Source organism: Amaricoccus sp., from assembly GCF_047602525.1.
Classification (GTDB): domain Bacteria; phylum Pseudomonadota; class Alphaproteobacteria; order Rhodobacterales; family Rhodobacteraceae; genus Amaricoccus.
Genome location: NZ_JASGHB010000001.1, coordinates 3,249,183 through 3,273,270 on the forward strand (window position 1 = coordinate 3,249,183; position 24,088 = coordinate 3,273,270).

25 protein-coding genes and 1 tRNA gene are annotated in these 24,088 nt (G+C 68.2%); 13 read left to right on the forward strand and 13 right to left on the reverse strand.

Annotation, left to right across the window (positions count from 1 at the left end; all coding sequences use genetic code 11):
• Positions 1–14 precede the first annotated feature (14 nt).
• Both QM699_RS16655 and QM699_RS16660 read left to right on the forward strand, forming a co-directional pair.
• Entirely contained in the window at positions 15–1,292 is a 1,278-nt protein-coding gene (locus QM699_RS16655; protein ID WP_415012152.1) for an amidohydrolase family protein, read from the forward strand.
• Positions 1,292–2,809, forward strand: coding sequence for an amidohydrolase family protein (locus QM699_RS16660; RefSeq protein ID WP_415012153.1), 1,518 nt, complete (start codon positions 1,292–1,294; stop codon positions 2,807–2,809). Before QM699_RS16655 ends, QM699_RS16660 begins: the two co-directional genes overlap by 1 nt.
• A 16-nt stretch (positions 2,810–2,825) precedes the next feature.
• On the opposite strand, the gene QM699_RS16665 is transcribed toward QM699_RS16660, so the two are convergent.
• The 3 genes from QM699_RS16665 to QM699_RS16675 are packed head-to-tail and all read right to left on the reverse strand — an operon-like array spanning position 2,826 to position 6,433.
• Complete coding sequence (locus tag QM699_RS16665; RefSeq protein WP_415012154.1) at positions 2,826–4,349, reverse strand: gamma-glutamyltransferase family protein; 1,524 nt, start codon at positions 4,347–4,349, stop codon at positions 2,826–2,828.
• A gap of 49 nt (positions 4,350–4,398) precedes the next feature.
• Entirely contained in the window at positions 4,399–5,178 is a 780-nt protein-coding gene (locus QM699_RS16670) for an SDR family NAD(P)-dependent oxidoreductase (RefSeq protein WP_415012155.1), read from the reverse strand.
• Positions 5,162–6,433, reverse strand: a complete 1,272-nt coding sequence (locus tag QM699_RS16675) for a M24 family metallopeptidase (RefSeq protein ID WP_415012156.1) — start codon at positions 6,431–6,433, stop codon at positions 5,162–5,164. Before QM699_RS16675 ends, QM699_RS16670 begins: the two co-directional genes overlap by 17 nt.
• 134 nt (positions 6,434–6,567) lie before the next feature.
• Between QM699_RS16675 and QM699_RS16680 the strand changes: the two genes are divergently transcribed.
• From QM699_RS16680 to QM699_RS16700, 5 genes are all read left to right on the forward strand, one after another.
• On the forward strand, positions 6,568–7,743 hold the full coding sequence (locus tag QM699_RS16680) for a YgeY family selenium metabolism-linked hydrolase (RefSeq protein ID WP_415012157.1): 1,176 nt from the start codon (positions 6,568–6,570) through the stop codon (positions 7,741–7,743).
• 1 nt (position 7,744) lies between these two features.
• Complete coding sequence (locus QM699_RS16685) at positions 7,745–8,725, forward strand: thiamine pyrophosphate-dependent dehydrogenase E1 component subunit alpha (protein WP_415012158.1); 981 nt, start codon at positions 7,745–7,747, stop codon at positions 8,723–8,725.
• Positions 8,719–9,690, forward strand: coding sequence for an alpha-ketoacid dehydrogenase subunit beta (locus tag QM699_RS16690; RefSeq protein WP_415012159.1), 972 nt, complete (start codon positions 8,719–8,721; stop codon positions 9,688–9,690). The genes QM699_RS16685 and QM699_RS16690 overlap by 7 nt, the downstream gene beginning before the upstream one ends.
• A gap of 72 nt (positions 9,691–9,762) precedes the next feature.
• Positions 9,763–10,866, forward strand: coding sequence for an acetoin dehydrogenase dihydrolipoyllysine-residue acetyltransferase subunit (locus QM699_RS16695; RefSeq protein ID WP_415012160.1), 1,104 nt, complete (start codon positions 9,763–9,765; stop codon positions 10,864–10,866).
• Between the two features lie 112 nt (positions 10,867–10,978).
• On the forward strand, positions 10,979–11,458 hold the full coding sequence (locus QM699_RS16700) for an Lrp/AsnC family transcriptional regulator (protein ID WP_415012161.1): 480 nt from the start codon (positions 10,979–10,981) through the stop codon (positions 11,456–11,458).
• Here QM699_RS16700 and QM699_RS16705 read toward each other — a convergent pair.
• From QM699_RS16705 to QM699_RS16730, 6 genes are all read right to left on the reverse strand, one after another.
• Positions 11,418–11,918 carry a recombinase family protein gene (locus QM699_RS16705; RefSeq protein WP_415012162.1) on the reverse strand — a complete coding sequence of 167 codons (501 nt, stop codon included), beginning with the start codon at positions 11,916–11,918 and terminating at the stop codon, positions 11,418–11,420. The genes QM699_RS16700 and QM699_RS16705 overlap by 41 nt on opposite strands.
• Before the next feature lie 28 nt (positions 11,919–11,946).
• Complete coding sequence (locus QM699_RS16710; protein WP_415012163.1) at positions 11,947–12,372, reverse strand: hypothetical protein; 426 nt, start codon at positions 12,370–12,372, stop codon at positions 11,947–11,949.
• 10 nt (positions 12,373–12,382) lie between these two features.
• Positions 12,383–12,637, reverse strand: a complete 255-nt coding sequence (locus QM699_RS16715; RefSeq protein ID WP_415012164.1) for a type II toxin-antitoxin system prevent-host-death family antitoxin — start codon at positions 12,635–12,637, stop codon at positions 12,383–12,385.
• A 66-nt stretch (positions 12,638–12,703) separates the two neighbouring features.
• Entirely contained in the window at positions 12,704–12,898 is a 195-nt protein-coding gene (locus QM699_RS16720; protein WP_415012165.1) for a hypothetical protein, read from the reverse strand.
• A gap of 380 nt (positions 12,899–13,278) precedes the next feature.
• The gene (locus tag QM699_RS16725; RefSeq protein ID WP_415012166.1) at positions 13,279–13,899 is read right to left on the reverse strand and encodes an MlaC/ttg2D family ABC transporter substrate-binding protein; all 621 of its coding nucleotides are present in this window, start codon (positions 13,897–13,899) and stop codon (positions 13,279–13,281) included.
• Positions 13,886–14,611 (reverse strand): VacJ family lipoprotein, encoded by a 726-nt coding sequence (locus QM699_RS16730; protein ID WP_415012167.1) that lies wholly within the window; start codon positions 14,609–14,611, stop codon positions 13,886–13,888. The genes QM699_RS16725 and QM699_RS16730 overlap by 14 nt, the downstream gene beginning before the upstream one ends.
• A 414-nt stretch (positions 14,612–15,025) precedes the next feature.
• Between QM699_RS16730 and QM699_RS16735 the strand changes: the two genes are divergently transcribed.
• Positions 15,026–15,101: transfer RNA gene (locus tag QM699_RS16735), tRNA-Val, on the forward strand.
• Between the two features lie 39 nt (positions 15,102–15,140).
• Here the strand turns inward: QM699_RS16735 and QM699_RS16740 are convergent.
• From QM699_RS16740 to QM699_RS16755, 4 genes are all read right to left on the reverse strand, one after another.
• On the reverse strand, positions 15,141–15,449 hold the full coding sequence (locus QM699_RS16740; RefSeq protein ID WP_415012168.1) for a hypothetical protein: 309 nt from the start codon (positions 15,447–15,449) through the stop codon (positions 15,141–15,143).
• A gap of 5 nt (positions 15,450–15,454) precedes the next feature.
• Entirely contained in the window at positions 15,455–16,420 is a 966-nt protein-coding gene (gene glpX / locus QM699_RS16745) for a class II fructose-bisphosphatase (protein ID WP_415012169.1), read from the reverse strand.
• A gap of 65 nt (positions 16,421–16,485) precedes the next feature.
• Complete coding sequence (locus tag QM699_RS16750) at positions 16,486–17,007, reverse strand: GNAT family N-acetyltransferase (RefSeq protein ID WP_415012170.1); 522 nt, start codon at positions 17,005–17,007, stop codon at positions 16,486–16,488.
• Positions 17,007–18,293 carry a homoserine dehydrogenase gene (locus QM699_RS16755; RefSeq protein ID WP_415012171.1) on the reverse strand — a complete coding sequence of 429 codons (1,287 nt, stop codon included), beginning with the start codon at positions 18,291–18,293 and terminating at the stop codon, positions 17,007–17,009. The genes QM699_RS16750 and QM699_RS16755 overlap by 1 nt, the downstream gene beginning before the upstream one ends.
• A gap of 138 nt (positions 18,294–18,431) precedes the next feature.
• Between QM699_RS16755 and QM699_RS16760 the strand changes: the two genes are divergently transcribed.
• The 5 genes from QM699_RS16760 (at position 18,432) to recR (ending at position 23,920) form a co-directional block, all read left to right on the forward strand.
• A complete protein-coding gene (locus tag QM699_RS16760) occupies positions 18,432–19,643 on the forward strand; it encodes a putative DNA modification/repair radical SAM protein (protein ID WP_415012172.1) in 1,212 nt (403 codons plus the stop codon).
• Positions 19,640–21,025, forward strand: a complete 1,386-nt coding sequence (locus QM699_RS16765) for a UdgX family uracil-DNA binding protein (RefSeq protein WP_415012173.1) — start codon at positions 19,640–19,642, stop codon at positions 21,023–21,025. The genes QM699_RS16760 and QM699_RS16765 overlap by 4 nt, the downstream gene beginning before the upstream one ends.
• A gap of 143 nt (positions 21,026–21,168) precedes the next feature.
• A complete protein-coding gene (locus QM699_RS16770; protein WP_415012174.1) occupies positions 21,169–22,956 on the forward strand; it encodes a DNA polymerase III subunit gamma/tau in 1,788 nt (595 codons plus the stop codon).
• Position 22,957: 1 nt separating this feature from the next.
• The gene (locus tag QM699_RS16775; protein ID WP_415012175.1) at positions 22,958–23,302 is read left to right on the forward strand and encodes a YbaB/EbfC family nucleoid-associated protein; all 345 of its coding nucleotides are present in this window, start codon (positions 22,958–22,960) and stop codon (positions 23,300–23,302) included.
• A 3-nt stretch (positions 23,303–23,305) separates the two neighbouring features.
• Complete coding sequence (gene recR / locus QM699_RS16780; RefSeq protein ID WP_415012176.1) at positions 23,306–23,920, forward strand: recombination mediator RecR; 615 nt, start codon at positions 23,306–23,308, stop codon at positions 23,918–23,920.
• Positions 23,921–24,088: the final 168 nt, after the last annotated feature.

Sequence of the window (24,088 nt, forward strand, 5' to 3'; positions counted from 1 at the left end):
TGGACGCGCGGGACTTGACCGAAGACCTGATCCTTGCCGGAACCGAGGGTCGTCCCGGCCTGCGGATCGTCAATGCCCATGTGGCCGGGGTGGACGGCCCGGTGGCCATATCCATCCGTCACGGGCGGATCGTCGGCATCGGTCCCGGGCTTCGCGCGCCCGGGACGCTTGTCTACGATGCGCAAGGCGCTTTCGCCTTTGGAGGGTTTGTCGAAAGCCACATCCACCTGGACAAGGCCGGTATCCTTGATCGCTGCACGATCTGCGAGGGGACACTGGGCGAGGCTGTCCGGCTGACCGCGGTCGCCAAGTCGGGGTTCACCGAAACGGATGTCCATGCCCGAGCGGCCCGCGTGATATCGCGCGCGATCACGCATGGAACCGTGCGGATGCGCAGTTTCGTCGAGATCGATCCCCGCGCCGGTTTCCGGTCTTTCGCGGCGCTGAAGCGCCTGCGCGAGGAGTTCCGCTTTGCGATCGATCTGCAGATCTGCGCCTTTGCACAAGAGGGGCTGACGAATGAGCCGGAAACCCTGAAGATGCTGGATGCGGCCCTGGCGGACGGGGCCGATCTGGTGGGCGGCTGCCCCTATACCGATCCCGACCCCGAACGGCATGTTTCGCAGGTCTTCGACCTTGCGGCGCGGCATGGCGTTGCCGTTGACTTCCACCTTGATTTCAATCTGTCCCCCGATGGAGGCGCGCTGGACGAGGTGGTCCGGCAGACGTTGCGCCGCGGATGGCAGGGCCGGGCGTCCGTTGGCCATGTCACCACCCTGTCGGCCATGGCGCCGCATCGGGTGGCCCGCATCGGTCGGGCCTTGGCGGCGGCGGGTGTTTCCCTCATCGCGCTGCCGGCGACGGATCTTTTCCTGAACGGTCGTGATCATGATCGGCTGGTGCCGCGCGGTGTGGCGCCCCTGCATCTGCTGGCGATTGAGGGCGCGACCACCGCGATTGCGACCAACAACGTGCTCAATCCCTTCACGCCCTATGGTGATGCCTCGCTGATCCGGATGGCCAATCTGCATGCCAATGTCACCCAGCTGGCGCGGCCGGCTGATCTTGCCCGGGCTTTTGCGATGGTCGCTCCGATGGCGGCACGGGCAATCGGGGCCGACCATGGCTTGAAACCGGGCGGACCGGCCACGATCGTGTTGCTGGATTGCGCCGGCCCCGAAGCGGCGGTGCGCGAGGTTGCCCCGGTGATCGCCGGCTGGAAGGATGGCCGCCAGAGCTTTCACAACGGCAGAAGCAAGATCTTCACCCCCGATGGCGCGCGGGGGCCGTGATGACGGCAGGGAACCCACCGGGCGACTGCCTGATCGAGGCGGGCGCGGCCTTGATCGGCGTCGATGCCGATGGGCAGATGCAGACCCGCCCCGCGGTCGTGATCCATGTCCGGGCCGGGGTGATTGCCGCGGTCATGCCTGCCGATGCGGTTTCGCCCGAATTGCGGGATCTGCCGCGCCATGGCGGTGCCGGGCTGGTCGCAATGCCGGGTCTGGTGAACAGTCACCACCATTTCGGGATCACGCCGCTGATGGCGGGTGTTCCCTATGAACCGCTGGAATTCTGGCTGCCGCAGTTCCGGGCGATGCGGTCGGTTGGGCCGCGCCTGGACACGCTTTTCAGCGCGATCGAGATGCTGGAAAGCGGCACGACGACGGTTCACCACATCGCCAGCAGCCTCGTCGGCAGTCCCGAGGCATGGCACGAAACCGCCGATGCCGTGATCGGCGCCTATGGTGAAATCGGCATGCGGGCCGGCTACAGCGTGATGCTGCGCGACCGCAATATTCTGACCTACGACGGCGATACCGGGCTGTTGAGCCGTCTGGCGGCACCGCTGCGTGACTGGCTTGCCCCACGGCTCTACCCCGCGACTACCGATCTGCGAGCTTATCTGGAGTTTCACGAAGCCCTTGCCCGTCGTCACGCGGGCAATCCTGTCCTGAGGGTCAATTACGCCCCCGCCAATCTGCACTGGTGCTCGGACGAGTTGCTCGAGGCGGTTGCCGATGCGGCGTGCCGGGCCGGGGCGCAGATCCACATGCATCTGTGCGAGACCCGTCGCCAGGCTGAGTTTGCCCGCCGCAGGTTCGGGATGTCCGCAGTCCGTTATCTGGAACGTCTGGGGTTTCTGGGCGAGAACGTGACCTTCGGTCACTGCAACTGGCTTGATCCGGGAGATATCGAGACTCTGGCCGGTTGCGGGTGTTCGGTCTGCCACAATGCCTCGTCCGGCCTGCGGTTGGGCAGCGGGCGGGCCGAGGTGGCCGCTCTGGTCGCCGCAGGCGTGCCGGTCGCGCTCGGCCTTGATCAGTCGAACATCGCCGATGACCGCGACATGCTGCTGGAAATCAAGCTGGTCTGGTCCCTGCACCGTGGCACCGGTCTGTATGATTTCCGCCCGGACGCAGCGGCGGTCCTGCGTCAGGCCAGCGAGCATGGGGCGCGGACCGCGGGATATGGCGGTCTTGCGGGGCGGCTGGAACCGGGGCAGCGCGCGGATATCGTGCTGCTGGACCGCGCCACGATCGAGCGTCCGTTTGCCGATCCGCAGACCGCGCTGTCCGACCTTGTGCTGCACCGGTCCCGACGCGAGGCGGTTCGCCAGGTCTTCGTCGACGGGCGGCAGGTGGTGCGCGACGGTCGCGTGACGGGGATCGACCGCGACGCGGTGCTGGCCGAGATCAGCGCGCTTCTGCGTCGCCCGCCAACCCCGCAGGAAGCCGAGGCGCGCCAGATGGTTGCGCAGCTGATGCCCCTGCTGCGGCAGTATTACGCGGACACCCTGACCGACTGATCCCTGCCTGTGGCGGTTACGCGGCTTCGGCGCCGCCGTCGCTGCGCGGGTCATGCGCGCCCTTGATGCAGCCATCTGCATCAACGCGCAGGATCGCCGCCTGACCGCCCAGCTGGCTCAGGGCGTCGATCGGCACAACCGCATGGCCAAGTGCGGCAAGGCCGTCCATCTCGGCCCGGCGCAGGCCGCCTTCGATCTTCAGGCTGTCGTTTGGATCGGAAAAGGTGCGGCCAAGCAGAAAGCGGGGCTGCACCAATGCCGCCTCCGGCGAAAGCCCGTGATCGGCGAGAAGGCTGAGCAGCAGGGCCAGCGTCTGTGGCTGCCCGTCGGCCCCCTGCGTGCCATACAGCAGATGTGGCTGCCCGTTCCGCAGCGCCAAGCCAGGGTTCAGCGTGTAGAACGGGCGCTTTCCCGCAGCAATACGGTTGGGACTGGCGGGGTCCAGGCTGAAGGCCGCGCCGCGGTTCTGCCAGAGGATACCTGTATCGCCCGCGACCACGCCACTGCCCCAGTCGAAATAAAGGCTTTGCAGCAGGGCAGCGCAATTGCCGCGACCGTCGACGGCGGCCAGCATCGCGGTGTCCCCGGTGCGAAAGGGCTGCGGCCAAGGCAAGGCGCACCCGGGATCAATCCTGCGCGCCTTTGCGGCCAGGCGCGCGGGGTCCAGCAGATGTTGCGTCGGATCGCCGCCCCGATCCGGGTCGGCGATCAGATCGCGATCGAGAAACGCCAGTTTCACCGCCTCGACCAGCCGGTGATAATAGCCGGAGCTGCCGAGCGGAAAATCGGCCATGGGCAAATGTTGCAGGATCCCCATGATCGCCAGGGTCGTGGCGCCCTGCGTGGGCGGCGGCGGGGCCAGCAAGGTCAGCCCGCGATAGTCCTGCCGGATTGGATCCGCCTCGCGCGTGCGGGTACGGGCCAAATCGCGCGCGGTCAACGGAGCGCCGGTCGCCGCCAGCCCTGCGATGATGCGGCTGGCCAGCTCGCCCTCATAGAAGCTGCGGGCGCCCTGATCGGCGATCAGCCGCAGGCTGCGGGCAAGGTCGGGTTGGCGTTGCACCCCCTCGCGGCGAAACAGCGGGTGAAAGCCGGGCCAAGCGTCGCTGCCGTCCTTGCGGAAGTCATGCCAATACCTTTGCGAAGCGCTGACGGGAAACCCCTCTTGGGCCAGGCCGATCGCAGGTTCCAGCAAGGGGCCGAGACGCTCGGTTCCGCCCCAGTGCCCGGTCGAAAACCCCAGCAGGTGCTCCCAGCTGTCAACCAGGCAGGCGCTCGTGACGACCGAGCCCGGGCCGCGCAGCGGCAGGCGGGAAAGGCTGTCAGCGGCTTCGGTTGCCTGACCGATGGCCAGAAAGCACCGGCTGGTGCCGCGGATGTCGGAAACGATCCAGACCGCATCGCCGCCCAACCCGCAGAAATGCGGATAAAGCACCGCCAGCGCTGCCCCGGCTGCAATCAGCGCCTCGATCGCGGTGCCGCCTCGCCGCAGGATGGCCGCGCCCGCATGGGTGGCGCCGTCATGTGGCGTGGCGACCATGCCTCCCTCGGCCACGGTGCCGAGGGCCGACCGGGCGGGCGGCGGGGCGTCAGTTGAAAAGGGTGCCGCCGTCGACATTGATCGCCTGTCCGGTGACTGCGCGAGAAAGATGCAGGAAGGCCGCCGCAAAGGCGATATCCCGGGGCGACTGGCTGCGCCGGATCGCTTGGGCTGCCAGCCAGTCGTCGGTCGTGGTGCCGGTTCCGGCGGCAAGCGCGCCGATCATGGCGCTTTGCACCAGACCGGGGCAGATCGCATTCACCAAGATGTCGTCGCCCGCCACTTCCTGCGCCAGCGCCTGCGTGAAGCCCACGACGGCGAATTTCGACGCCGAATAATGCGCCAGCCGGGGATCGCCCCGCCTTCCGGCGATCGACGACAGCGAGAGGATCGAGCCCGGCCTTGCGTGATGGCGCATCTGCCGGACGACGGCGCGCGACATCAGGAAAACGCCCGTCGCGTTGACCGACATCACCTGGTTCCATTGCGCCAGCGTCATCTCGGCGACGGTGGCCACACTCAGCACCCCGGCATTGTTGACCAGCAGGTCGATGCCGTCCATGGCCTGCCAGGCTACCTCGATCCCGCGTTCCACTGCGGATTCATCCGTCACATCGATCTGCACGGCACTGCAAAGCGGGCCGCAGGCGGCGGCGGTATCGGCGGCCAGCGGGCCGGAAATGTCGGCGACTGCCACACGCGCGCCCCAGGTGATGAACGCCTCGGCCATACCCCGGCCGATGCCGCGCCCGGCCCCGGTGATCAGGATCCGGTGGCCGGAGAGATCCGGCTCGGCCAGATAGTTCGGGTGATCAATGCCAGCGGCCATTCACGCCCTCCGTCAGAATTTCAACATGACCGTCGTGGACCAGCAAGGTCTGCTCGGCCGAAGCCGTGCCAGTGCAGGACAGCGTGATCGTGCGCTCGATCGCCAGATACATGCCGGGCGTGATCGGCATCGTTTCATCCGCCGTGATCCAGGGCCTTTCCCAGCCCATGCCCAGTCCGTGACCCCAGTGTACCGGGAACCCGGAATAAAGCGATCCCGGCCCCGCATCGCTGTCAACCACCCCGGATTCGACCAGGGCGGCGTCGCCGGACCGGGCAATATCGGCGATGGTTGCGCCGGGGCTGGCCGCCGCGATGGCGCGATCAAGTGCGGCATGCAGCACATCCAGCAGTCGCGCCTGTGGCGCCGAGGGAGGCCCCATCACCCAGGTCCGGCCAAAATCCGACAGATAGCCGTCCAGCACGATCCCGGTATCGAACCGCATCATCTCGCCCGCCGCGATCTGCCGCGTCGAAAAGCCGGGCGCAGGGTGGCTGGCCAACCTGTCGATCCCGGGGCCGGAGGACATGACGGCAAAGTAGACGCCGCCGCCGCCGCGCAGCACGACATCGGCGAATGTCGCGATCAGACCCGCCTCGGTGCAGCCCGGCACCATCGCGGCCTTCATCGCCTGCACGGCTGTGACATGGAGCTGCGCCGCCCGACGGATCGCTGCAAACTCGGCGGTGCTTTTGCTGCGGCGCAGACGGTGCAGCGCCTCATCGCAGGGTCGCCAGGACAGACCGGGCATCCGTTCTGCCAGCAGGCCCTGCATCTGCCATGTCAGGACATCGCCGCCGACCAGCCCTGCTCCCTGTGCCGGGATGCCGAGTTCTGCCATGGCGCGCGCCACGCTTTCGGCGAAGGTGCCGATCCGGACGATCCCGCCCGCCAGAACACTGCCGGGCGCGAATTCGGCCACCGCTGGGCAAAGCCGGCTTTCCCCTGTGGCATTGATGACCAGGGCCGCATGGGCCCGCCCGGTGAAAAGCCCCGGCGTCTCGGGCATGTAGGAATAGCTCTGGTAGAAGCCCGAAAGGTAGAGCACATCGCCGTACCTGTCCAAGGTCGCTCCGCCGCGGGACAGCACGACCGCTCCGGCAAGACCCATCTCGCGCAGCGCGGCGGCGAATCGTGACTGCCGTATCTTGTATTCGCCGTCCATCCTGCGGGCCTGTCCATGGCATGGCTGTGGGTCGCCGCCTGCACCGATCATGTTCATCATATTGCCCCGGGCGGGGAAGGTATTGAACATCTCGCATTTTTTAGGCCCGTTCCGCGCACCGATCGGCCCAATTATTCAATATCTGATCGCAGGCATTCTATCTGGGCCGCACCGGTGGACCTATCCTGAACGGCATGACGCATGCGGGATCCGGGGAGGTCGCAATGGACGGCCAAGGGTGTAGCTGTATTGACAATGCGGTGGTTGATCTCACCTGCAGGCTGGTGCGGCTTGGCCGGATGTCGGGTGACGAAAGCGATGTTGCCGATCTGGTTGAAGGCGTGATGCGCGATCTGGGCTATCGCGAGGTCGCGCGTGACGGTCTGGGCAATGTCGTGGGCTTGGCCGGTCCGGCGGGGACAGAGCTGGAGCTTCTGTTCGACAGCCACATGGATGTGGTGCCCGCAAGCGGAACCTGGACGGATGATCCGTTCGGGGGCGAAATCCGAGACGGCCGCATTTACGGACGCGGCACGACTGACATGAAGGGGGCGCTTGCGGCCTCGATCCTGGGGGTGGCGGATGCGGCCCGCCGTGGTCGTCTGACCAGGCAAGTGGCCGTTTCGGCCTCGGTGCTGGAGGAGGTGATCGAAGGCGCCGCGCTTGGCCGGGTTCTGGACCGCTATGCGCCGCGGCGGGTCATCATCTGCGAACCGTCGTCCCTGACGATCAAACGGGCGCAGCGTGGCCGGATGGAGATCATTCTGGACGTGTTCGGAATTCCGGCGCATGCCGCCCATCCGGAAAAGGGAAAGAACGCGCTGCTTTTGGCCGCACAGGCCCTGTCGGCCATTCAGGCGATGGACTTGCCCGACGATCCGCTGTTCGGCCGGATGATCATGGTTCCGACGGATATTCTCAGCCATCCTTGGCCGTCGATCTCGGCCCTGCCCGAGCGGGTCAGCATCCGGTTCGATCGGCGCACCGGTGTTGGCGAGACGGAAGAGTTGATTCTCGCGCCGCTGCGCGCGGCGCTTGACCGCATTGATGCCACCGCCTTCAGTCTGCGGATCACCGACGATCCGGTTGACGCCTTCACCGGCGATCGGATCGTGCCGCGACGGATGCTTCTTGCCTGGTCGCAGGCCGAAGACAGTCCGCTTGTCCGCGCGGCCGAGGCAAGCCTTGCCGAGACGGGCTTGCCTGTCCGCGTCGGCCACTACGGCTTTTGCACCAACGGGTCGGAATCCGCCGGGCGGCGCGGAATTCCAACCATCGGACTTGGCCCCGGCGATGAGAGCCATGCCCATGTCATCAACGAATCCATAGCCATAGACGAGCTGATCGCCGCACGCGCGCTGTATTGCAACCTGACCCTTAAACTTGCGGGAGAGTCCTGACATGATTGGCAACGAGGGAACGCTCCTCGACATGTACAAGATGATGGTGCTGATCCGCACCGCAGAGGAAACCCTGCTGCGTCTGTTCGAAGCGGCAGAGATGCCCGGTTTCATCCATTCTTACATCGGGGAAGAGGCAACCGGCGTCGGCGTCTGCCGTGCGCTGCAACCGCGCGACATCATCACCTCGACCCATCGCGGCCATGGCCATGTCATCGCCAAGGGTTGTGACCTGGACGGGTTCTTCGCCGAACTCTACGGCCGGGCCACCGGCACTTGCAAGGGCAAGGGCGGCTCGATGCACGTGGCGGATCTGGAACTCGGGATCTATGGGGCGAACGGCATCGTCGGCGGTGGCGTGCCGATCGCGGCCGGGGCGGCGCTCGCCTCGTCCATGACCGGGGACAGCCGCGTGGCGGTCGCCTTCATGGGCGACGGCGCCACCGACATCGGGCCGTTCCACGAAACGCTGAACCTTGCGGCGGTCTGGAACCTGCCCGTGGTCTTTGTGGTTGAGAACAACGGCTATGCCGACTTCATCCGCGTCGCCGATCACCAGAACATCGAGCGGATCGCGATGCGCGCCGATGCCTATGGGATGGTCGGCGAAACCGTCGATGGCAATGACGTCGAGGCCGTTCACCGTGCCACGACCGCCGCGGTGGACCGGGCGCGGCGCGGCGAGGGGCCGACGCTGCTGGAATGCGTCACCTATCGCTGGCGAGGACATTACGAAGGTGATCCGCAGCCCTACCGTACCCAGGACGAGGTCGAATCCTGGAAAGCCCGGGATCCGCTCAAGACCGCCGAGGCGCGGCTGATCGAACTCGGCCTGGCGGATGCCGCCCTGTTCGATGCGATCCGCCGTGAAGCCGCCAGCCGCGTCGATGCCTCGGTGGCTTTTGCGCGCAATTCGCCGCGCGTCGACCCGACCAGTGCGCTGGAAGATGTCTACACGGACCTGGAGGTTCGGGGATGGTGATGCGTCTTTCCTATTCCAAGGCCGTGATCCAGGCGCTTTCCGAAGCGATGGAGGCTGATCCCGCGGTCTTTTGTCTCGGCGAAGATGTGGGGTTCGGCGGGGCCTACGGCGCAACCCAGGGCCTGCGTGACCGCTTCGGTGCCGCACGGGTGCGCGATACGCCGATCTCGGAAAGCGCCATCATCGGCCTGTCGGTCGGCGCCTCGATGAGCGGGATGCGCCCGGTGCCCGAGATCATGCATATGGATTTCATCGCGATCGCCATGGATCAGGTCGTCAATCAGGCCGCCAAGATGCGTTATATGTTCGGTGGCAAGGCGCGGGTTCCGCTGACCATCCGCTGCGGTGTCGGCGGCTATCTGAACGCCGCCGCACAACATTCGCAGTCTCTTGAAGCGTGGTTCACCCATGTGCCGGGGCTGAAGGTGGTGGCCGCCGGAACGCCGGCCGACATCCGTCAGGTGCTGCGGGATGCGATCCTGGATGACAATCCGGTTCTGGTGCTGGAATCGCTCAGCCTTTACGACACGGTCGGCGAGGTTCCCGATACCTATACGCCGCGCAAGCTGGGTTATGCCGACATCAAGCGCCAGGGCGAGGATATCACCCTGGTCACCTGGGGCCGAACGGTGCCCGAGGTGATGAAGGCCGCCGAAATCCTGGCGCGCGAACGGATCGACTGCGAAGTGATCGACCTTCTGACCGTGATACCCTGGGATCGCAAGGCGGTGATGGACAGCGTTTGGCGCACCAACCGCGCCGCCGTGATCCACCAGGCCCATCGCACCGGCGGATTCGGCGCCGAGGTCGCGGCCACGATCTGTGAAGAGGCGTTCAATGAACTGGACGGGCCCGTCCTGCGCATCGGAGCGCTGGATGTCCCGGTGCCGTTTACCCCCGAGCTTGAGAATTACGTCCTGCCTACAGCAGACCGGATCGTGACCGAAATCCGCAAGCTGTTCTGAACCATGAGACCACATGGGCGGATCCGGCCCGGGGAGCCGGCCGGTTCCCCCCGGCATTTGTAGGGGACGGCGATGACCGTTGACGGAATCCATGTTGTGACCATGCCCAAATGGGGCCTGGCGATGCATGAAGGCGTTGTTACCGGCTGGCATGTCGAGGCCGGCGCTCCGGTTGAGGCCGGTGCCCCGCTTTGCGACGTAGAAACCGCGAAAATCACCAACGAATTCGAATCGCCCTTCGGCGGGACGCTGGCCCGCATTCTTGTCGAGCCCGGATCGGTGGTCGAGGTCGGGGTCCCGATCGCCGTCATCACCAGTGACGGGGCGTCGGCGGCCGATGTGGACAGCGCGCTCGGCGGATATGCCGGACTGGCCGGGGACGAGGTAGATGATTCACCGCATTCGGTGGTGGTCGAAACCGGCCTGGGCCGTATCGGCATGATCCAGACCGGCGACGAAACTGCTTCCTGCGCCGTGCTGTTCATCCATGGCTTCGGCGGCGACCGCCTGAGCTGGCAGATGGTCCAATCCGCCTTTCCGGCAGGCAGGCGGGCCATCGCCATCGACCTGCCGGGCCATGGCCTGTCCGACACGAATGTGGGGGACGGCTCGGTTCGTGCACTTGCGACGGCGGTGCTGGCCTTTGTTGATGCGTTGGGGCTTTCCCGCCTTTGTCTCGTCGGGCACAGTCTGGGTGCCGCCGTCGCGGCCGAGGTGGCGGCACAGCACCCCGATGTGATCGCCGGGTTGGTCCTCATCGCGCCGCCGGCTTTCGGGGGCCGGGCCAATCCCGACTTCCTGACCAGATACATGGCCGCACGGCGCAAGAAAGATATGAAGCCCGTGATGGAAATGCTGTTCTCCCGCCCCGAGCTGCTGGGCCGTGAAAGCGTCTCCGGGGCGGTGTCGCGGCTGCGTGACGAAGCTGTGCGCGATGCGCTGCAACAGGTCGCGGATGGGCTGGTCAACGCCGCCCCCTCGGAACTGGCCGCGGATCTGACCTTCCTGAACCGCTGGCCATCCAGGCTGATCTGGGGCAACGACGACCGGATCGTTCCGCTTCCGGCCGGTCTGGTCGAGGCCGCGGGCACCCTGCTCATCCGTTTCCCCGGCATCGGCCACATGCCCCAGATCGAACGTCCCGCCGAGGTGGCAGAAATCGTTCTTGCCGTGTGACAGATGTACGACTGACCCGGACCGGATCAACTTCGGCTTGATTTTGCTTCCGCCTCAGACAGGTTGAGCCTGCGACAGACTGGCCTGGACACGCGCCACCCGCCGGGAAAAGATGAGTAAGTTCAAACTGGACAGGTTCGACCAGAAGCTGCTGAAAGTGGTTCAGGCAGACACCCGTCGCACAGCGCAGGAACTGGCGGGCGAGGTGGGCCTGTCGCCTTCGGCTTGCCTGCGCCGCCTAAAGCGGATGCGGGACGAGGGTATTATCGAAGCCGAGGTTGCCATCATCCACCCTGCGGCGATCGGCTATCAATTGACGATCCTGATAGAGGTTTCGCTGGAACGCGAACGCCCCGACATCATCAGCGATTTCAAAAAAGCGATCCGCGCCACTCCGGAGATCATGCAATGTTACTATGTGACCGGCGAGGTCGATTTCGTCCTTGTCGTGGCGATGCAGGACATGCAGGCCTATGAGAAATTCACCCACTCCCTGCTGTTCGCCAACAAGAACATAAGGCGTTTCAATACTTTGGTCGTGATGGATCGCGTCAAGGTCGGCTTTTCATTGCCGATCGAGTCTGACGTCTGATCAAGCGGTCCGGCCTCCGGGCATCCTCTCGGATCGCGCCCATCGCCATCGAGCTGCATGTTCGCCGAAGCGCGAATTGGGCCGTAGTCCAACCCCGGATGGCGCTGACGTTCCATGCCTGTGAGCTTCTGAGAACGTATGGACACCTCAATTCTCCGGCGTTTGAGGCTGGGCTGAGGTGCTTGAACAGCGTCGCCACATCGGCCTGATCGCGGCTGATGTGGTCCAGCGCCTCGGCCAGCACGATATCGAACTGGCCCGCCTGCGCGTCCTGCAATAGCGCCTGGATGCCGGGGCATAGGATCATGCTCGCGCCGGAGATGCCCGCATCCTTGTAGGTGCCGACGATCTTCCACTTCTCACGCTTCGCCTGCTCGCGGCAGATGCGGAACTGATCCTCGATCGAGGCGTCCCGCTGATTGTCGGAGGAATAACGGGCATACAAGGCAACGCGGGTCATCGAGGCAGTCCTTTCAAAACTCCATGGTTCAGCGGCGCACCGCGCCGCTCTTCTTGGCGCGGGCCAGTTCGAGGAAGCTGGCCCTGATCTTCGCAAACAGCCCCGGCGGGATGAAGCCATAGGCGAACTCGCCCCGCTTGCCGGGAACCGGCGACAGCCCGCTATTCGGCCATTCGTCGATATTATGCTCCGAGACGATCACCCAGCTCGGCGCATCGTCGAGGCCGATGGCCTGCTTCACCTTCGCCGGGATCTCGATGCCGACCGTATCGCCGGAGGGCGGCGTGTGCGTGATCGGCAGCAGCACCACATAACGTGGACGCACACGGGCGTCCGTCGCGGCGACGAGGCAGGCCGGGCGGTCCTTGCCCTGATCCTGGCCGGCGGCGGCCTCATGCGTCCAGAGATAATCATAGCGGAGGACGAGGCCGGGCTTCGGTTCAGGGATCGCCACGTTGCCCGCCTTACTTCAGCAGATCGTCGAGGTGGGCGTGTTCGGGGTCCATCTCGGCCCGCTCCACGGCGTCGATCACCACATCGGCGGCGTCCGCCGCGCGGTGTGTCCGCTGTGCGGCGGCGCGGAGCCAGTCGTAGTGATCGGCGGACATCAGCACGAACTCGCGCCGCCCGTGCCGGGTGATCTCCACCGGCTCGCGCTGCGCCTGATGCTGGAACTCGCCGAACTTGCGCTGGAATTCGAGGGAACCGACTGTCGGCATGGCAGGCATCCTTTCGGTTGGAATACCTGAATTATACGTGTAATTCGTGTTTTTGCAAGATTGACGTTACGCATCCTCGCCTGCCGGACGCTTCTTCTGCGCCCTGCGTTCCAGCGCAATTCTGCGCTCGAACTGCTCGCGGGCGATCTGGCGACCGATCAACCGGGCGAGGGAACGGATAGCCGCATCGGCGCGCGCAGGATCGTTCCGGCCGGGTTCCGGCGCTATCACCTCGATGCTGATCCTGTCGCGTTTGACCAAGCTGAAACTCGGCCCCATCGCCGACGACAAGCCCGTGAAGATCCGGCAGGCGAAGGGGAGACCGCAGGACGAAGCGGAGCGGATTTCCGGGGCCCGTGGCAGTGGCTATGCCGACGTGGCCGCACTCTGGCGCCGGGCTGGCACGTCGCTGAGGGTGCTGGCCGCGCTCGCTGGGGCAGGTGCGTTCGCGAGCCTCGGGCGGCGCCAGGGAACTGACGGCTGCCCGTCAGGCGACGCGCCTCAGTCTGCGGTCCCACGCGATGGCGCTGATCTGCGCCGCCCTCTGCGCCCGGCGGCGCGCTCGCGCTGAGCAGACGCGGACCCGGAGGGCTGCGGCCGCCACCGGGTCACGGCGGCGGCCGCACGACCGGCCGTGCCGCTCAGGTCGTCGCGTTCAGCTGCGCGACCAGCTTGTCGAGGTTGCCGCCGGCGGCGTCGAGCATGGAGCCCATGTTCGCCCGCTCGGAGGCGAGCATGGACACCCCCTCGATCACCAGATTGACGACCTTCAGCGACCCGCTCTGCCCGCTGATCTGCCAATCGACGTTCACCGTCTCCTGGCCCGGGCGAAGGACCTGGCTGTTGACGAGCACGCCGACCCGGCCGCCGTCCTTGGCGCCCGTCACCTTGATCTGGGCGTTCTTGTAGTCGCGGAACTGCTTGCCGTAGCGGCGCGAGAGATAGTGCGAGAACGCCTTGACGAACGCCTGCTTCTGCGCCGGCGAGGCGGCGCGCCACGGCGGGCCGAGTACGCTGGCGCCGATCGCCGTCAGGTCGGCGTACTTCGAGAGGATGTCCTCGAAGCCCTGGTACATCTGGCTGTCGCCGCGGCCGGAATTGACGAGCTGGGTCAGCTCGCCGGTGAGGCTGGTCACAAGATCCTGCGCCTGGCCGGTCGCCTGTGCACGGGCCGGCGCCCCCAGCGCCGAAAGCGCGCCGGCGGCGGCGAGGCCGAGCAGCAGGTCGCGGCGGCCGAGCCCGCCAAGGTTACTCGCTGGCATAGACATCCTCCAAGGTGTCGACACTGGTGCCACCGGCCAGCGCCGCCCGCATGCTCTGCAGGTAGGCGATCCGCGTGGCGTCATAGCTGTTGGCCGACTGGTGCATGAGCGCCTCGACCACCGAATCCATCTCGTACCGCTGGTTGACCGTGTCGAGGCCACCGACGACCAGCAGGCCGTTCAGCGCGTCCTGCGGCAGCACGAGGCTCACCGGGTCCGCCACGATGTCGAGGCCCCATGCGGCCCAGTCCCGCTCCGTGCCGGGGCCGCCGAGCGGCATCTCGAGATAGCCGCCCTCGGGAACGCCCCACTTGAAGAGCGTCTCGTTGAAGCCGGTGTCCTCGTAGGGAAGATTCATGTCCTTCGCCACGTCGAGAACGCCGCCGAGGCCGAAGGTGGTGTTGACGAGGAATCGCGTGGTGGATTTCGCCACCTCGAGGCCCTGTCCCTGCAGCGCGAACTGCACGACATGGCTGGGCAGGCGCCAGTTGTCGCGGACGTTGGTGATGCCGCGCCGGACCATCGGCGGCACGGTATCGCCATAGGCCCGCGCCACGGGCCCGTAGGCCACCCGGTCGACGCTGACGTTCACCTGATGGGCGGCCATGTTGAAATTGCGGTGCGGATCCCAGTCGAGGCTGTTCGGCTCCGGCGGCGTCGTGCAACCCGCGAGCAGGGCCGCGACTCCGACCCCTGCAATCAGATTTTTCAAATCACTTGTTCCTTCCCGATTACGCGAGTCGCCCTGTCTCTCGCACAAATGCCACCAATCCCGGCGGGATCAAGCCTGCGAGCGAATTTCCGCGGATGGGCGGCGCGAGCGGAACGTCGGATCGACGGAATGGGGGCGTCATGGTAGATTGGCGCGACATTGTCCCACTCGCATTGGTTGTGGAGATACACATGCTGATAGTTGGAACGATTTCGATCATCGTGCTTTGCGCGCTCTACGTCCAGCAGCGCGCCGAAGGCCGGAACGACGATCACCCCTGACGCAATATCCGTTCGGCCGGAACGGTCAGCGGATCGCGTCATCTCGACTGCACCTGCGCTGCCACGGCAGCGCTCTGCCCGCGGGCGGGAGGCCTTGCCACCCCGGGCCGCTCCGGGGTATCAGCGCCGCCGGGGGTGATTAGCTCAGCTGGTAGAGCGCCTCGTTTACACCGAGGATGTCGGCGGTTCGAGCCCGTCATCACCCACCATCCATCACACGCTAGTTGGCATCAGGCGGATCCATGCCGTCACGCCAGTCGTTCGGTCGCAGCCGGCGCTGCGTGACAGGCTCGCCCGACACGAGGCCGACAAGGCGGCGGATGCCGTTCGCGAGCCCGAAGCCGGCAGCGGCGAAGCCAGATCGCGAGGAACACCGCCGCGCCGAGGTCGCCCCGCCACGCGGAGCCGCCGAGCGCCCAGATCGCGATGAAGATCGCCGCGCCCCAGACGATCAGCCACAGCACCATGAAGCCGATGGAGATGCCCCGGCCGCGCGCGGGGCCCCCGCGACCCGGCACCACCGGATCGGGGGTCTGCCGGCCGCGGGGATCGGCCATCCGCGTCAGTTGTTCTTCTGGCGGTAGAGCAGGCGGCGCAGCGAGCCGGTCCGGGAGCGCATCAGGATCGTCTCGGTCTCCATCCACTCGCCGTCACGCTTGGCGCCCGAGACGATCGAGCCGTCGGTGACGCCGGTGGCGGCGAAGATCACGTCATCGGTGACCATTTCGTCGCGGGAATAGATGCGGTCGAGGTTCTCGATCCCCGCCGCCTTCGCCCGCTTCTTCTCGTCGTCGTTGCGGAACAGCAGCCGGCCCCACATCTGGCCGCCCATGCACTTCAGGGCCGCCGCCGCCAGCACGCCCTCCGGCGCGCCGCCCGAGCCCATGTACATGTCGATGCCGGTCTTCGCCGCCTCGGCGCAGTGGATCACGCCCGCCACGTCGCCGTCGGTGATGAGCCGGATGCGGGCGCCGGTCGCGCGGATTTCCCCGATCATCTTCTCGTGCCGCGGCCGCTCCAGCACGCAGACCATGACGCCCGAGCTGTCGGTGCCCTTGGCCCTGGCGAGAGCCGCGATGCGCTCGGTCGGGGTCATGTCGAGGCTCACCACGCCGGTGGCATAGCCCGGGCCGATCGCGAGCTTGTCCATGTAGACGTCCGGTGCGTGCAGCATGGAGCCGCGCGGCCCCATGGCGATCACCGCGAGCGAGTTCGGCATGTCCTTGGCGCAGAGCGTCGTGCCTTCCAGCGGATCGAGCGCGATGTCGACGCCCGGCCCCTTGCCGGTGCCGACCTCCTCGCCGATGTAGAGCATCGGCGCCTCGTCGCGCTCGCCCTCGCCGATGACCACGACGCCCTTGATGTCGAGCAGGTTGAGCTGGGTCCGCATCGCGTCGACCGCGGCCTGGTCCGCCGCCTTCTCGTCCCCCTGGCCCACCAGCTTCGCCGCGGCGATCGCCGCCGCCTCGGAGACCCGGGCGAGCCCGAGCGACAACATACGGTCGGCGAAAATGTGGTCTTCGGCCATCTGGGTTCTCCTGGTACTCGTGCTGCCTGCGTTCTAGGCGATGCGGGCCGCTCGCGGCAAGCGGTTCACGGCAAGGTTCGGCCGCCGGGGCCGAGCGCGCGCTGCATGAGTACCGTGTCGACCCACCGGCCGAACTTCAGGCCGACGTCGCGGAAGATGCCGACATGCTCGAAGCCGCAGCGGCGGTGCACGCCGATCGAGCCCGCGTTGCCGCTGTCGCCGATCACCGCCAGCATCTGCCGCGCGCCCGCCGTCTCGCACTCGGCCAGCAGCCGCTGGAGCAGCCGGGTGCCGAGGCCCTGCCCCTGCGCCACGGGGTCGAGATAGATCGAATCCTCGAGCGAGAAGCGATAGGCCGAGCGCGCCCGATAGCGACCGGCATAGGCGTAGCCGAGCAGCCGCCCCCCGGCTTCCGCCACCAGCCACGGCAGGCCGAGGTCCGTCACCTCCGCGAAGCGCCGCGCCATCTCGGCGGTATCGGGCGGCACCTCCTCGAAGGTCGCCAGCCCCTCCAGCACGTGAGCCGCATAGATCGCCTGCACCGCGTCCATGTCGGCGACGCCCGCAGGGCGGATCAGCGCATCCATCAGAGCGCCTCGATCCGGATCGCCACCGGCGCCTCGCGGCAGACGTCGAGGCCGGCGATCACGGCGAGCGCCGCGTCGAGCGGCTGGCGCTCGGTGTGGTGCGTGACGATGAGGACCGGCGCCTCCGGGCCGTCGTGCTCGACCTGCCGCATGCGGTTGATCGAGATGTCGGCCTCGCCCAGGGCCGCGGCGACGCGGGCGAGGACGCCCGGCGCATCCGCGAGGAGGAAGCGCAGATAGTAGGCGGCCGGCGCCGCCGCGGTGGCGCGCGGCGCCGCGACGAGGCCCGCGGCCGGCTGGCCGAACGGCGGTAGCACGAGGCCGCGGGCGATGTCGATCACGTCGCCGACGATCGCCGAGGCCGTCGGGCCCTCCCCGGCACCGGGGCCGGAGAGCACGATGCGGCCAACGAAGTCGCCTTCGAGGATCACCATGTTCGTCACGCCCTCGAGCTGCCCGATCGGCGAGCCGGCGGGGACGAGGCAGGGCTGCATCCGCGCCTCGATCGCGGCGCCCGCCGTCTCGGCGACACCGAGCAGCTTGATGCGATAGCCGAGCTCGGCCGCGTGCTCGATGTCGGCGAGGCTCACCCGCTCGATGCCCTCGACCGTCATCGACTCGAGCTCGACCGGCGCGCCGAAGGCGATGGTCGCGAGCAGCGCGAGCTTCTGCGCCGCGTCGATTCCGCCGACGTCGAAGCTCGGATCGGCCTCGGCATAGCCGAGCCGCTGCGCCGCCTCGAGCACCTGCGCATAGGGCGCGTCCTCGGCCTGCATCCGGGTGAGGATATAGTTGCAGGTGCCGTTCAGCACGCCGATGACCCGGGCGATCGCGTTGCCCGCCAGCCCCTCGGTCAGCGCCTTGACCACCGGGATGCCGCCGGCCACGGCGGCCTCGAAGCGGAGCGCCACGCTCTTCGCCTCGGCCTGACCGGCGAGCGCGATGCCGTGGCGGGCCATCATCGCCTTGTTCGCGGTGACGAAATGCTTGCCCCCGGCCAGCGCGGCCTGCGCCGTCGCGCGGGCCGGACCGTCCTCGCCGCCCATGACCTCGACCACCAGGTCGACATCGGGCCGTTTCGCCAGCGCGACGGGATCGTCCTCCCAGCCATAGGCCGAGAGATCGACGCCACGGTCCCGGCGGCGGGACCGCGCGGAGACGGCGACGATCTCGACCGGCCGGCCGGCGCGGGCGGCGACCAGCCCGGCGTGCGTCTGCAGGATTCGCACGACCCCGGTGCCGACGGTGCCGAGCCCGGCGAGCCCGATGCGGAGGGGTGCGGTCATCGTGGCGGATCCTTCTGCCGGAGAAATGCGTCCTTCTCGTAGTCGAGCCGCCCCCGCGCCGCAACCCGGGCGCCAGGGCCGCGAAACGGCGCCGCGGTTGCACTTGCATTTTTGCGAACATAGAGGGAACATTCGACGATGGATCCCCGACTCGCCTCGAAGCTGCGAATCCTCGCCGATGCCGCCAAGTACGACGCCTCCTGCGCCTCGTCCGGCGCGCCGAAGCGCTCCGGTGGCGCGAAGGGGCTCGGATCGACCTCCGGGATGGGGATTTGCCACGCCTACACGCCGGACGGGCGATGCGTGTCGCTCTTGAAGATCCTGCTCACCAACTGGTGTCTCTACGACTGCGCGTATTGCGTGAACCGGCGCTCGTCGAACACGCCCCGCGCCCGCTTCAGCGTCGAGGAGGTCGTCAGCCTCACGCTCGAATTCTACAAGCGCAACTATATCGAGGGGCTGTTCCTCTCCTCGGGCGTCGCCAAGTCTCCCGATGCCACGATGGAGGATCTGCTCCGCGTCGCCCGCACCCTGCGCCGCGATCACGGTTTCGCCGGGTACATCCATCTGAAGGCCATCCCCGAGGCGAGCCCCTGGCTGATCGAGCAGGCCGGACGATGGGCCGACCGGCTGTCGATCAACGTCGAGTTGCCCTCCGAGACCAGCCTCAAGACGCTGGCGCCGGAAAAGAGCGCGCCGTCGATCACCGGAGCGATGGACCAGATGCGCGAGCGCATCGACGAGGCCAAGGCCGAACGGCGGCGCTTTGCCCCGGCAGGCCAGAGCACGCAGGTGATCGTCGGCGCCGATGCGACCACCGACGAGGGCGTGCTGCGGGCGAGCAAGCGGCTTTACGGCACGTATCGCCTGCGTCGGGTCTATTATTCCGCGTTCAGCCCGATCCCGGAGCCGTCGGCGGTCCTGCCGGTGAAGCCGCCGCCCTTGCAGCGCGAGAACCGCCTCTATCAGGCGGACTGGCTGCTGCGCTTCTACGGCTTTTCCGTCGACGAGATCGCCGCGGGCGGCGACGCAGGGATGCTCGACCTCGAGGCCGATCCGAAGCTCGCGTGGGCGCTGAAGCATCGGGCGAGCTTTCCGGTCGACGTGAACCGCGCGCCACGCGAGATGCTGCTGCGGGTGCCCGGCCTCGGCGTGAAGGCGGTGGACCGGATGATCGCCGCCCGCCGCCATGCCCGCCTGCGCCTCGCCGACCTCGCGCGGCTCACGCCGTCGCTGAAGCGGGCGCTGCCGTTTCTCGTCGCGGCCGACCACCGCGCGGCCGGGCTCGATGGGCTCGACCTGCGGTCGCGCCTCGTCAAGCCGCCCGAGCAACTGGCGCTGTTCCCATGATCCACGTGGCGCTGAAGGAGGGTGCCGACCTCGACGGGTTTCGTGCCGCCGTCCGCCGGCTCGCCGCCGCCGGTGCCCGGCCGGAGGAGGTGGTGTTCGCCGACGGCAGCCTGTTCACCGCCGCGCCGGAGACGGACGCGCCGGCGGTGATGCTGTCGCGCCCGATGACCGACCTCGTGCGCCTCGTCGTGTGCCACAGCGATCCGGAGCGGTACGCCCTGCTCTACGCCGCGATCTGGCGGACGCTGCACGGGGAGAAGCATCTGCTCGAGATCGCGTCCGACCCGCTGGTCCACCGCCTGCAGCGGCTGGCGAAGTCCGTGCGCCGCGACCTGCACAAGATGCACGCCTTCGTCCGCTTCCGCCGCCTCGAGGTGCCGGGGGGAGAGCGCTTCGTCGCCTGGTTCGAGCCGGAGCATTTCATCCTCGAAGCGACGGCGGATTTCTTCGTGACGCGCTTTCGTTCGATGGACTGGGCGATCCTCACGCCGATCGGGCGGATGCGCTGGGACCGCACGCGCCTGAGCTTCGGCCCGCCCGCGCGGCGCGACGAGGCGCCGGAGGACGATCCGTTCGAGGCGGGGTGGCGCGGCTACTACGAGAGCACGTTCAATCCCGCGCGGGTGAACCTGACCGCCACGCGCGCCGAGATGCCGAAGAAATACTGGAAGAACCTGCCCGAGGCGGCGGCGATCCCGGAGATGGTGCGATCCGCCCCGTCGCGCGTTCAGGAGATGATCGCGCGGGAGGCTGCCATGCCGACGCATCGCACGCCGGAAAAGGCCCTCGCCGCCATGACCGACCAGGCGCCGGAAAGCCTCGACGCCCTCAACCGGATCATCGCGGCCGCGCCGCCGATGGTCGAGGGGGGGACGCGCGCCGTGCTCGGCGAAGGGCCGGTCGGCGCCGCTGTCGCCTTCGTCGGCGAACAGCCGGGCGATCAGGAGGATGTGGACGGCCGCCCGTTCGTCGGGCCGGCGGGACAGGTCTTCGACAAGGCGCTGGAGAAGGCGGGGATCGACCGGGCCGGCGTCTACGTGACGAACGCGGTGAAGCACTTCAAGTACGTCCAGCGCGGCAAGCGGCGGCTGCACCAGAGCCCGACCGCGGGCGAGGTGAAGCACTATCGCTGGTGGCTGAAGTCGGAGCTTGATCTCGTCGGCCCGAGGCTCGTGGTCGCGATGGGGGCGACGGCGGCGCTGGCGCTGGCTGGCAAGGCGGTGCCGGTCACGGCGAATCGCGGCGAAACGCGGTTCGACAGCCGGCCGGGGTACATCACGGTGCATCCGTCCTACCTGCTCCGCCTGCCGGACGAGGATGCGAAACGGCGCGAGTGGGATGCGTTCGTCGCCGACATGCGGCGGATCCGGGAGATCGCTTGAGGCCCTCAGGGGGCGCGCCGCTCGCGCCCGTCGCCCGCTTCCCCGTCACCGGGCGGCCTGCACGGGGGCAGATGTGCCCCGTTCCCTTGCGACCGGACGCCCCCGCGCATAGGTTGATCTCCGACCTCAGGAACGGGATCCGCTTGACCGACGCCGCGCCCTCGACCGACGCCTACCGGGTGCTCGCCCGGAAGTATCGGCCCGCGACCTTCGCCGACCTGATCGGCCAGGAGGCGATGGTGCGCACCCTGCGCAACGCCTTCGAGGCCGACCGCATCGCCCATGCCTTCGTGCTGACCGGCGTCCGCGGCGTCGGCAAGACCACGACGGCGCGGATCATCGCCAAGGGCCTGAACTGCACCGGCGAGGACGGCACCGGCGGCCCGACCATCGCCCCCTGCGGCACCTGCGACGCGTGCCGGGCGATCGCCGAGGGCCGCCACGTCGACGTGCTCGAGATGGACGCGGCCAGCCGCACCGGCGTCAACGACATCCGCGAGATCATTGACGGCGTCGCCTATCGGGCCGCCTCGGCGCGCTACAAGGTCTACATCATCGACGAGGTGCACATGCTCAGCACCTCGGCGTTCAACGCGCTCCTGAAAACCCTCGAGGAGCCGCCGCCGCACGTGAAGTTCATCTTCGCGACGACCGAGATCCGCAAGGTGCCGGTGACGGTGCTGAGCCGCTGCCAGCGCTTCGACCTGCGCCGCATCGAGCCGGAGGTGATGCTCGCGCACCTCTCCCGCATCACCGATGCCGAGGGCGCGACGGTTGCCGCGGACGGCCTCGCGCTCATCACCCGTGCCGCCGAGGGATCGGTGCGCGACGCGCTGTCGCTGCTCGACCAGGCGATCGCCCACGGCGCGGGCGAGACCGGGGCGGCCGAGGTGCGGGCGATGCTCGGCCTCGCCGACCGCGGCCGCATCCTCGACCTCTTCGCCGCGGTGATGGCCGGCGACGCCCGCGGCGCGCTGGCCGAGCTGGCGGCGGAATACGCCGCCGGTGCCGATCCGGCGGCGATCCTGCGCGACCTTGCCGAGGTGACGCACTGGGTCTCGATGCTGAAGCTCGCCCCCGAAGCGGCCGAGGACCCGACGGTCGGCCCGGACGAGCGCGCGCGCGGCCTCGACTTCGCCGCGCGCCTGCCGATGCGCGTGCTGACCCGCGCATGGCAGATGCTGCTGAAGGCGCTGGAAGAGGTGGCGACCGCGCCGAACGCGATGATGGCGGCGGAGATGGCGGTGATCCGCCTCACCCACGTCGCCGACCTGCCGGCGCCGGAGGAGATCGTCCGCCGCCTGACCACCGGCGCCGCCCCCGCTGCGGCGCCGGCGCAACCGCCGGCCGCCCCGGGCGGCGGCCCTGCCGGCATGCCCCGCGGTGGTGCCACCGCCCCCGCCCGCTCCGTCGCGGCCGCGGTGGCGCAGCCGGTCTCGGCCGCCGAGCCGGTGGCCGAGACCGGACCGCTCGCCCGCTTCCAGAGCTTCGCCGACGTGGTGGCGCTGATCCGCGCCCGTCGCGACATCAGCCTGCTCGTCGAGGTCGAGAGCCACATCCGCCTCGCCCGCTATGCGCCCGGCCGCATCGAGTTCGAGCCGGGGGACGGCGCCCCGCCCGATCTCGCCGCCCGCCTTGCCCAGCGCCTGCAGCTCTGGACCGGCGTGCGCTGGGGCGTCGCCATCGTCGGATCCGGCGGCGCGGCGACCATCGCCGAGGTGCGCGCCGAGCGGAGGGGCACGCTGCACGCGCAGGCGCTGGCGCACCCGATGGTACAGGCGATGCTCGCGGCCTTCCCCGGTGCCGAGGTGCGCGAGGTGCGCAGCCCGGACCTCGCCGACCCGACGACAGCCCCGCTCGCACCGGCCGCCGACGAGGCGGACGAGGACGACGAGTGGGATCCGATTGACCCGTTTTCAGAGGAAGACTGACATGCTGAAAGGTCTCGGCCAGCTCGGCGACATGGCCAAGCTGATGAAGCACGCGCAGGAGATGCAGAGCCGGATGGCCGACGCGCAGAACCGCCTCGACGACGTCGAGGTGGTCGGCGAGGCCGGCGCCGGCCTCGTCAAGGTGACGGCGACGGCGAAGGGCGCCGTGAAGGCGCTGACCATCGACCCGTCGCTCTTCGTCCCCGAGGAGCGCGAGGTGGTCGAGGACCTGATCGTCGCCGCGGTGCAGGACGCCCAGGCCCGCGCCATGGCCGCCGCACAGAGCGAGATGGCCAAGATCACCGAGGGCCTCGACCTGCCCGCCGGCATGAAGCTGCCGTTCTGAACGATGGCCGAGGCGGGCGATGCGCAGACGGATGCGGCGGTCGACCGGCTGATCGGGCTCATGGCCCGGCTGCCCGGCCTCGGCCCGCGCTCTGCCCGCCGGGCCGTCCTGACGCTGATCCGCCGGCGCGAGGCCCTGCTCGACCCGCTGTCGCAGGCGCTCGCCGACGTGGCGGCAACGGTGCGCGAATGCGACAGGTGCGGCAACATCGCGACGGGTGAGCTCTGCGCGATCTGCGCCAATCCCGCCCGGGCCACCGGCGAAATCTGCGTGGTCGAGACGGTGGCCGATCTCTGGGCGATGGAACGGGCGGGCGCGTTCAGCGGCCGCTACCACGTGCTCGGCGGCGTCCTCTCGGCGCTGGACGGCGTGACCCCCGCCAGCCTGCGCATCCCCGAGCTGGTGGCGCGCGTCGCCGACGAAGCCACGCGCGAGGTGATCCTCGCGCTCAACGCCACGGTCGATGGCCAGACCACGGCGCACTACATCTCCGGCGAGCTGTCGCCGCTCGGGGTCCGCCTGACGTCGCTCGCGAAGGGCGTGCCGATCGGCGGCGAGCTGGACTATCTCGACGACGGCACGATCGGCGCGGCCCTGCTGGCCCGCCGGGCGCTTTGAGGCCACGGCCGGACAAACTGCGCTGAAGGGATGCCCTCTGTGACCCGTGTTTCGCGGGCCTGTCGGGCACCGGCGCACCAGAACTCCCTCAAAGGCATGGCAGGGCCACCGCCAAAGCGCGGGACCATCGGATTGCAGGAAAACCGCTGTTTTTGGATCAGGCCGCGG

Coding starts and splice junctions, on each gene's coding strand:
- QM699_RS16695 (WP_415012160.1), top strand. CDS start 9,763: ATGACCGTTGACGGAATCCATGTTGTGACCATGCCCAAATGGGGCCTG.
- QM699_RS16680 (WP_415012157.1), top strand. CDS start 6,568: ATGGACGGCCAAGGGTGTAGCTGTATTGACAATGCGGTGGTTGATCTC.
- glpX (WP_415012169.1), bottom strand. CDS start 16,420: ATGGCCGAAGACCACATTTTCGCCGACCGTATGTTGTCGCTCGGGCTC.
- QM699_RS16685 (WP_415012158.1), top strand. CDS start 7,745: ATGATTGGCAACGAGGGAACGCTCCTCGACATGTACAAGATGATGGTG.
- QM699_RS16760 (WP_415012172.1), top strand. CDS start 18,432: ATGGATCCCCGACTCGCCTCGAAGCTGCGAATCCTCGCCGATGCCGCC.
- QM699_RS16740 (WP_415012168.1), bottom strand. CDS start 15,449: ATGGCCGATCCCCGCGGCCGGCAGACCCCCGATCCGGTGGTGCCGGGT.
- QM699_RS16725 (WP_415012166.1), bottom strand. CDS start 13,899: ATGCCAGCGAGTAACCTTGGCGGGCTCGGCCGCCGCGACCTGCTGCTC.
- QM699_RS16715 (WP_415012164.1), bottom strand. CDS start 12,637: ATGCCGACAGTCGGTTCCCTCGAATTCCAGCGCAAGTTCGGCGAGTTC.
- QM699_RS16660 (WP_415012153.1), top strand. CDS start 1,292: ATGACGGCAGGGAACCCACCGGGCGACTGCCTGATCGAGGCGGGCGCG.
- QM699_RS16765 (WP_415012173.1), top strand. CDS start 19,640: ATGATCCACGTGGCGCTGAAGGAGGGTGCCGACCTCGACGGGTTTCGT.
- QM699_RS16755 (WP_415012171.1), bottom strand. CDS start 18,293: ATGACCGCACCCCTCCGCATCGGGCTCGCCGGGCTCGGCACCGTCGGC.
- QM699_RS16665 (WP_415012154.1), bottom strand. CDS start 4,349: ATGGTCGCCACGCCACATGACGGCGCCACCCATGCGGGCGCGGCCATC.
- QM699_RS16670 (WP_415012155.1), bottom strand. CDS start 5,178: ATGGCCGCTGGCATTGATCACCCGAACTATCTGGCCGAGCCGGATCTC.
- QM699_RS16705 (WP_415012162.1), bottom strand. CDS start 11,918: ATGACCCGCGTTGCCTTGTATGCCCGTTATTCCTCCGACAATCAGCGG.
- QM699_RS16750 (WP_415012170.1), bottom strand. CDS start 17,007: ATGGATGCGCTGATCCGCCCTGCGGGCGTCGCCGACATGGACGCGGTG.
- recR (WP_415012176.1), top strand. CDS start 23,306: ATGGCCGAGGCGGGCGATGCGCAGACGGATGCGGCGGTCGACCGGCTG.
- QM699_RS16775 (WP_415012175.1), top strand. CDS start 22,958: ATGCTGAAAGGTCTCGGCCAGCTCGGCGACATGGCCAAGCTGATGAAG.
- QM699_RS16690 (WP_415012159.1), top strand. CDS start 8,719: ATGGTGATGCGTCTTTCCTATTCCAAGGCCGTGATCCAGGCGCTTTCC.
- QM699_RS16700 (WP_415012161.1), top strand. CDS start 10,979: ATGAGTAAGTTCAAACTGGACAGGTTCGACCAGAAGCTGCTGAAAGTG.
- QM699_RS16675 (WP_415012156.1), bottom strand. CDS start 6,433: ATGTTCAATACCTTCCCCGCCCGGGGCAATATGATGAACATGATCGGT.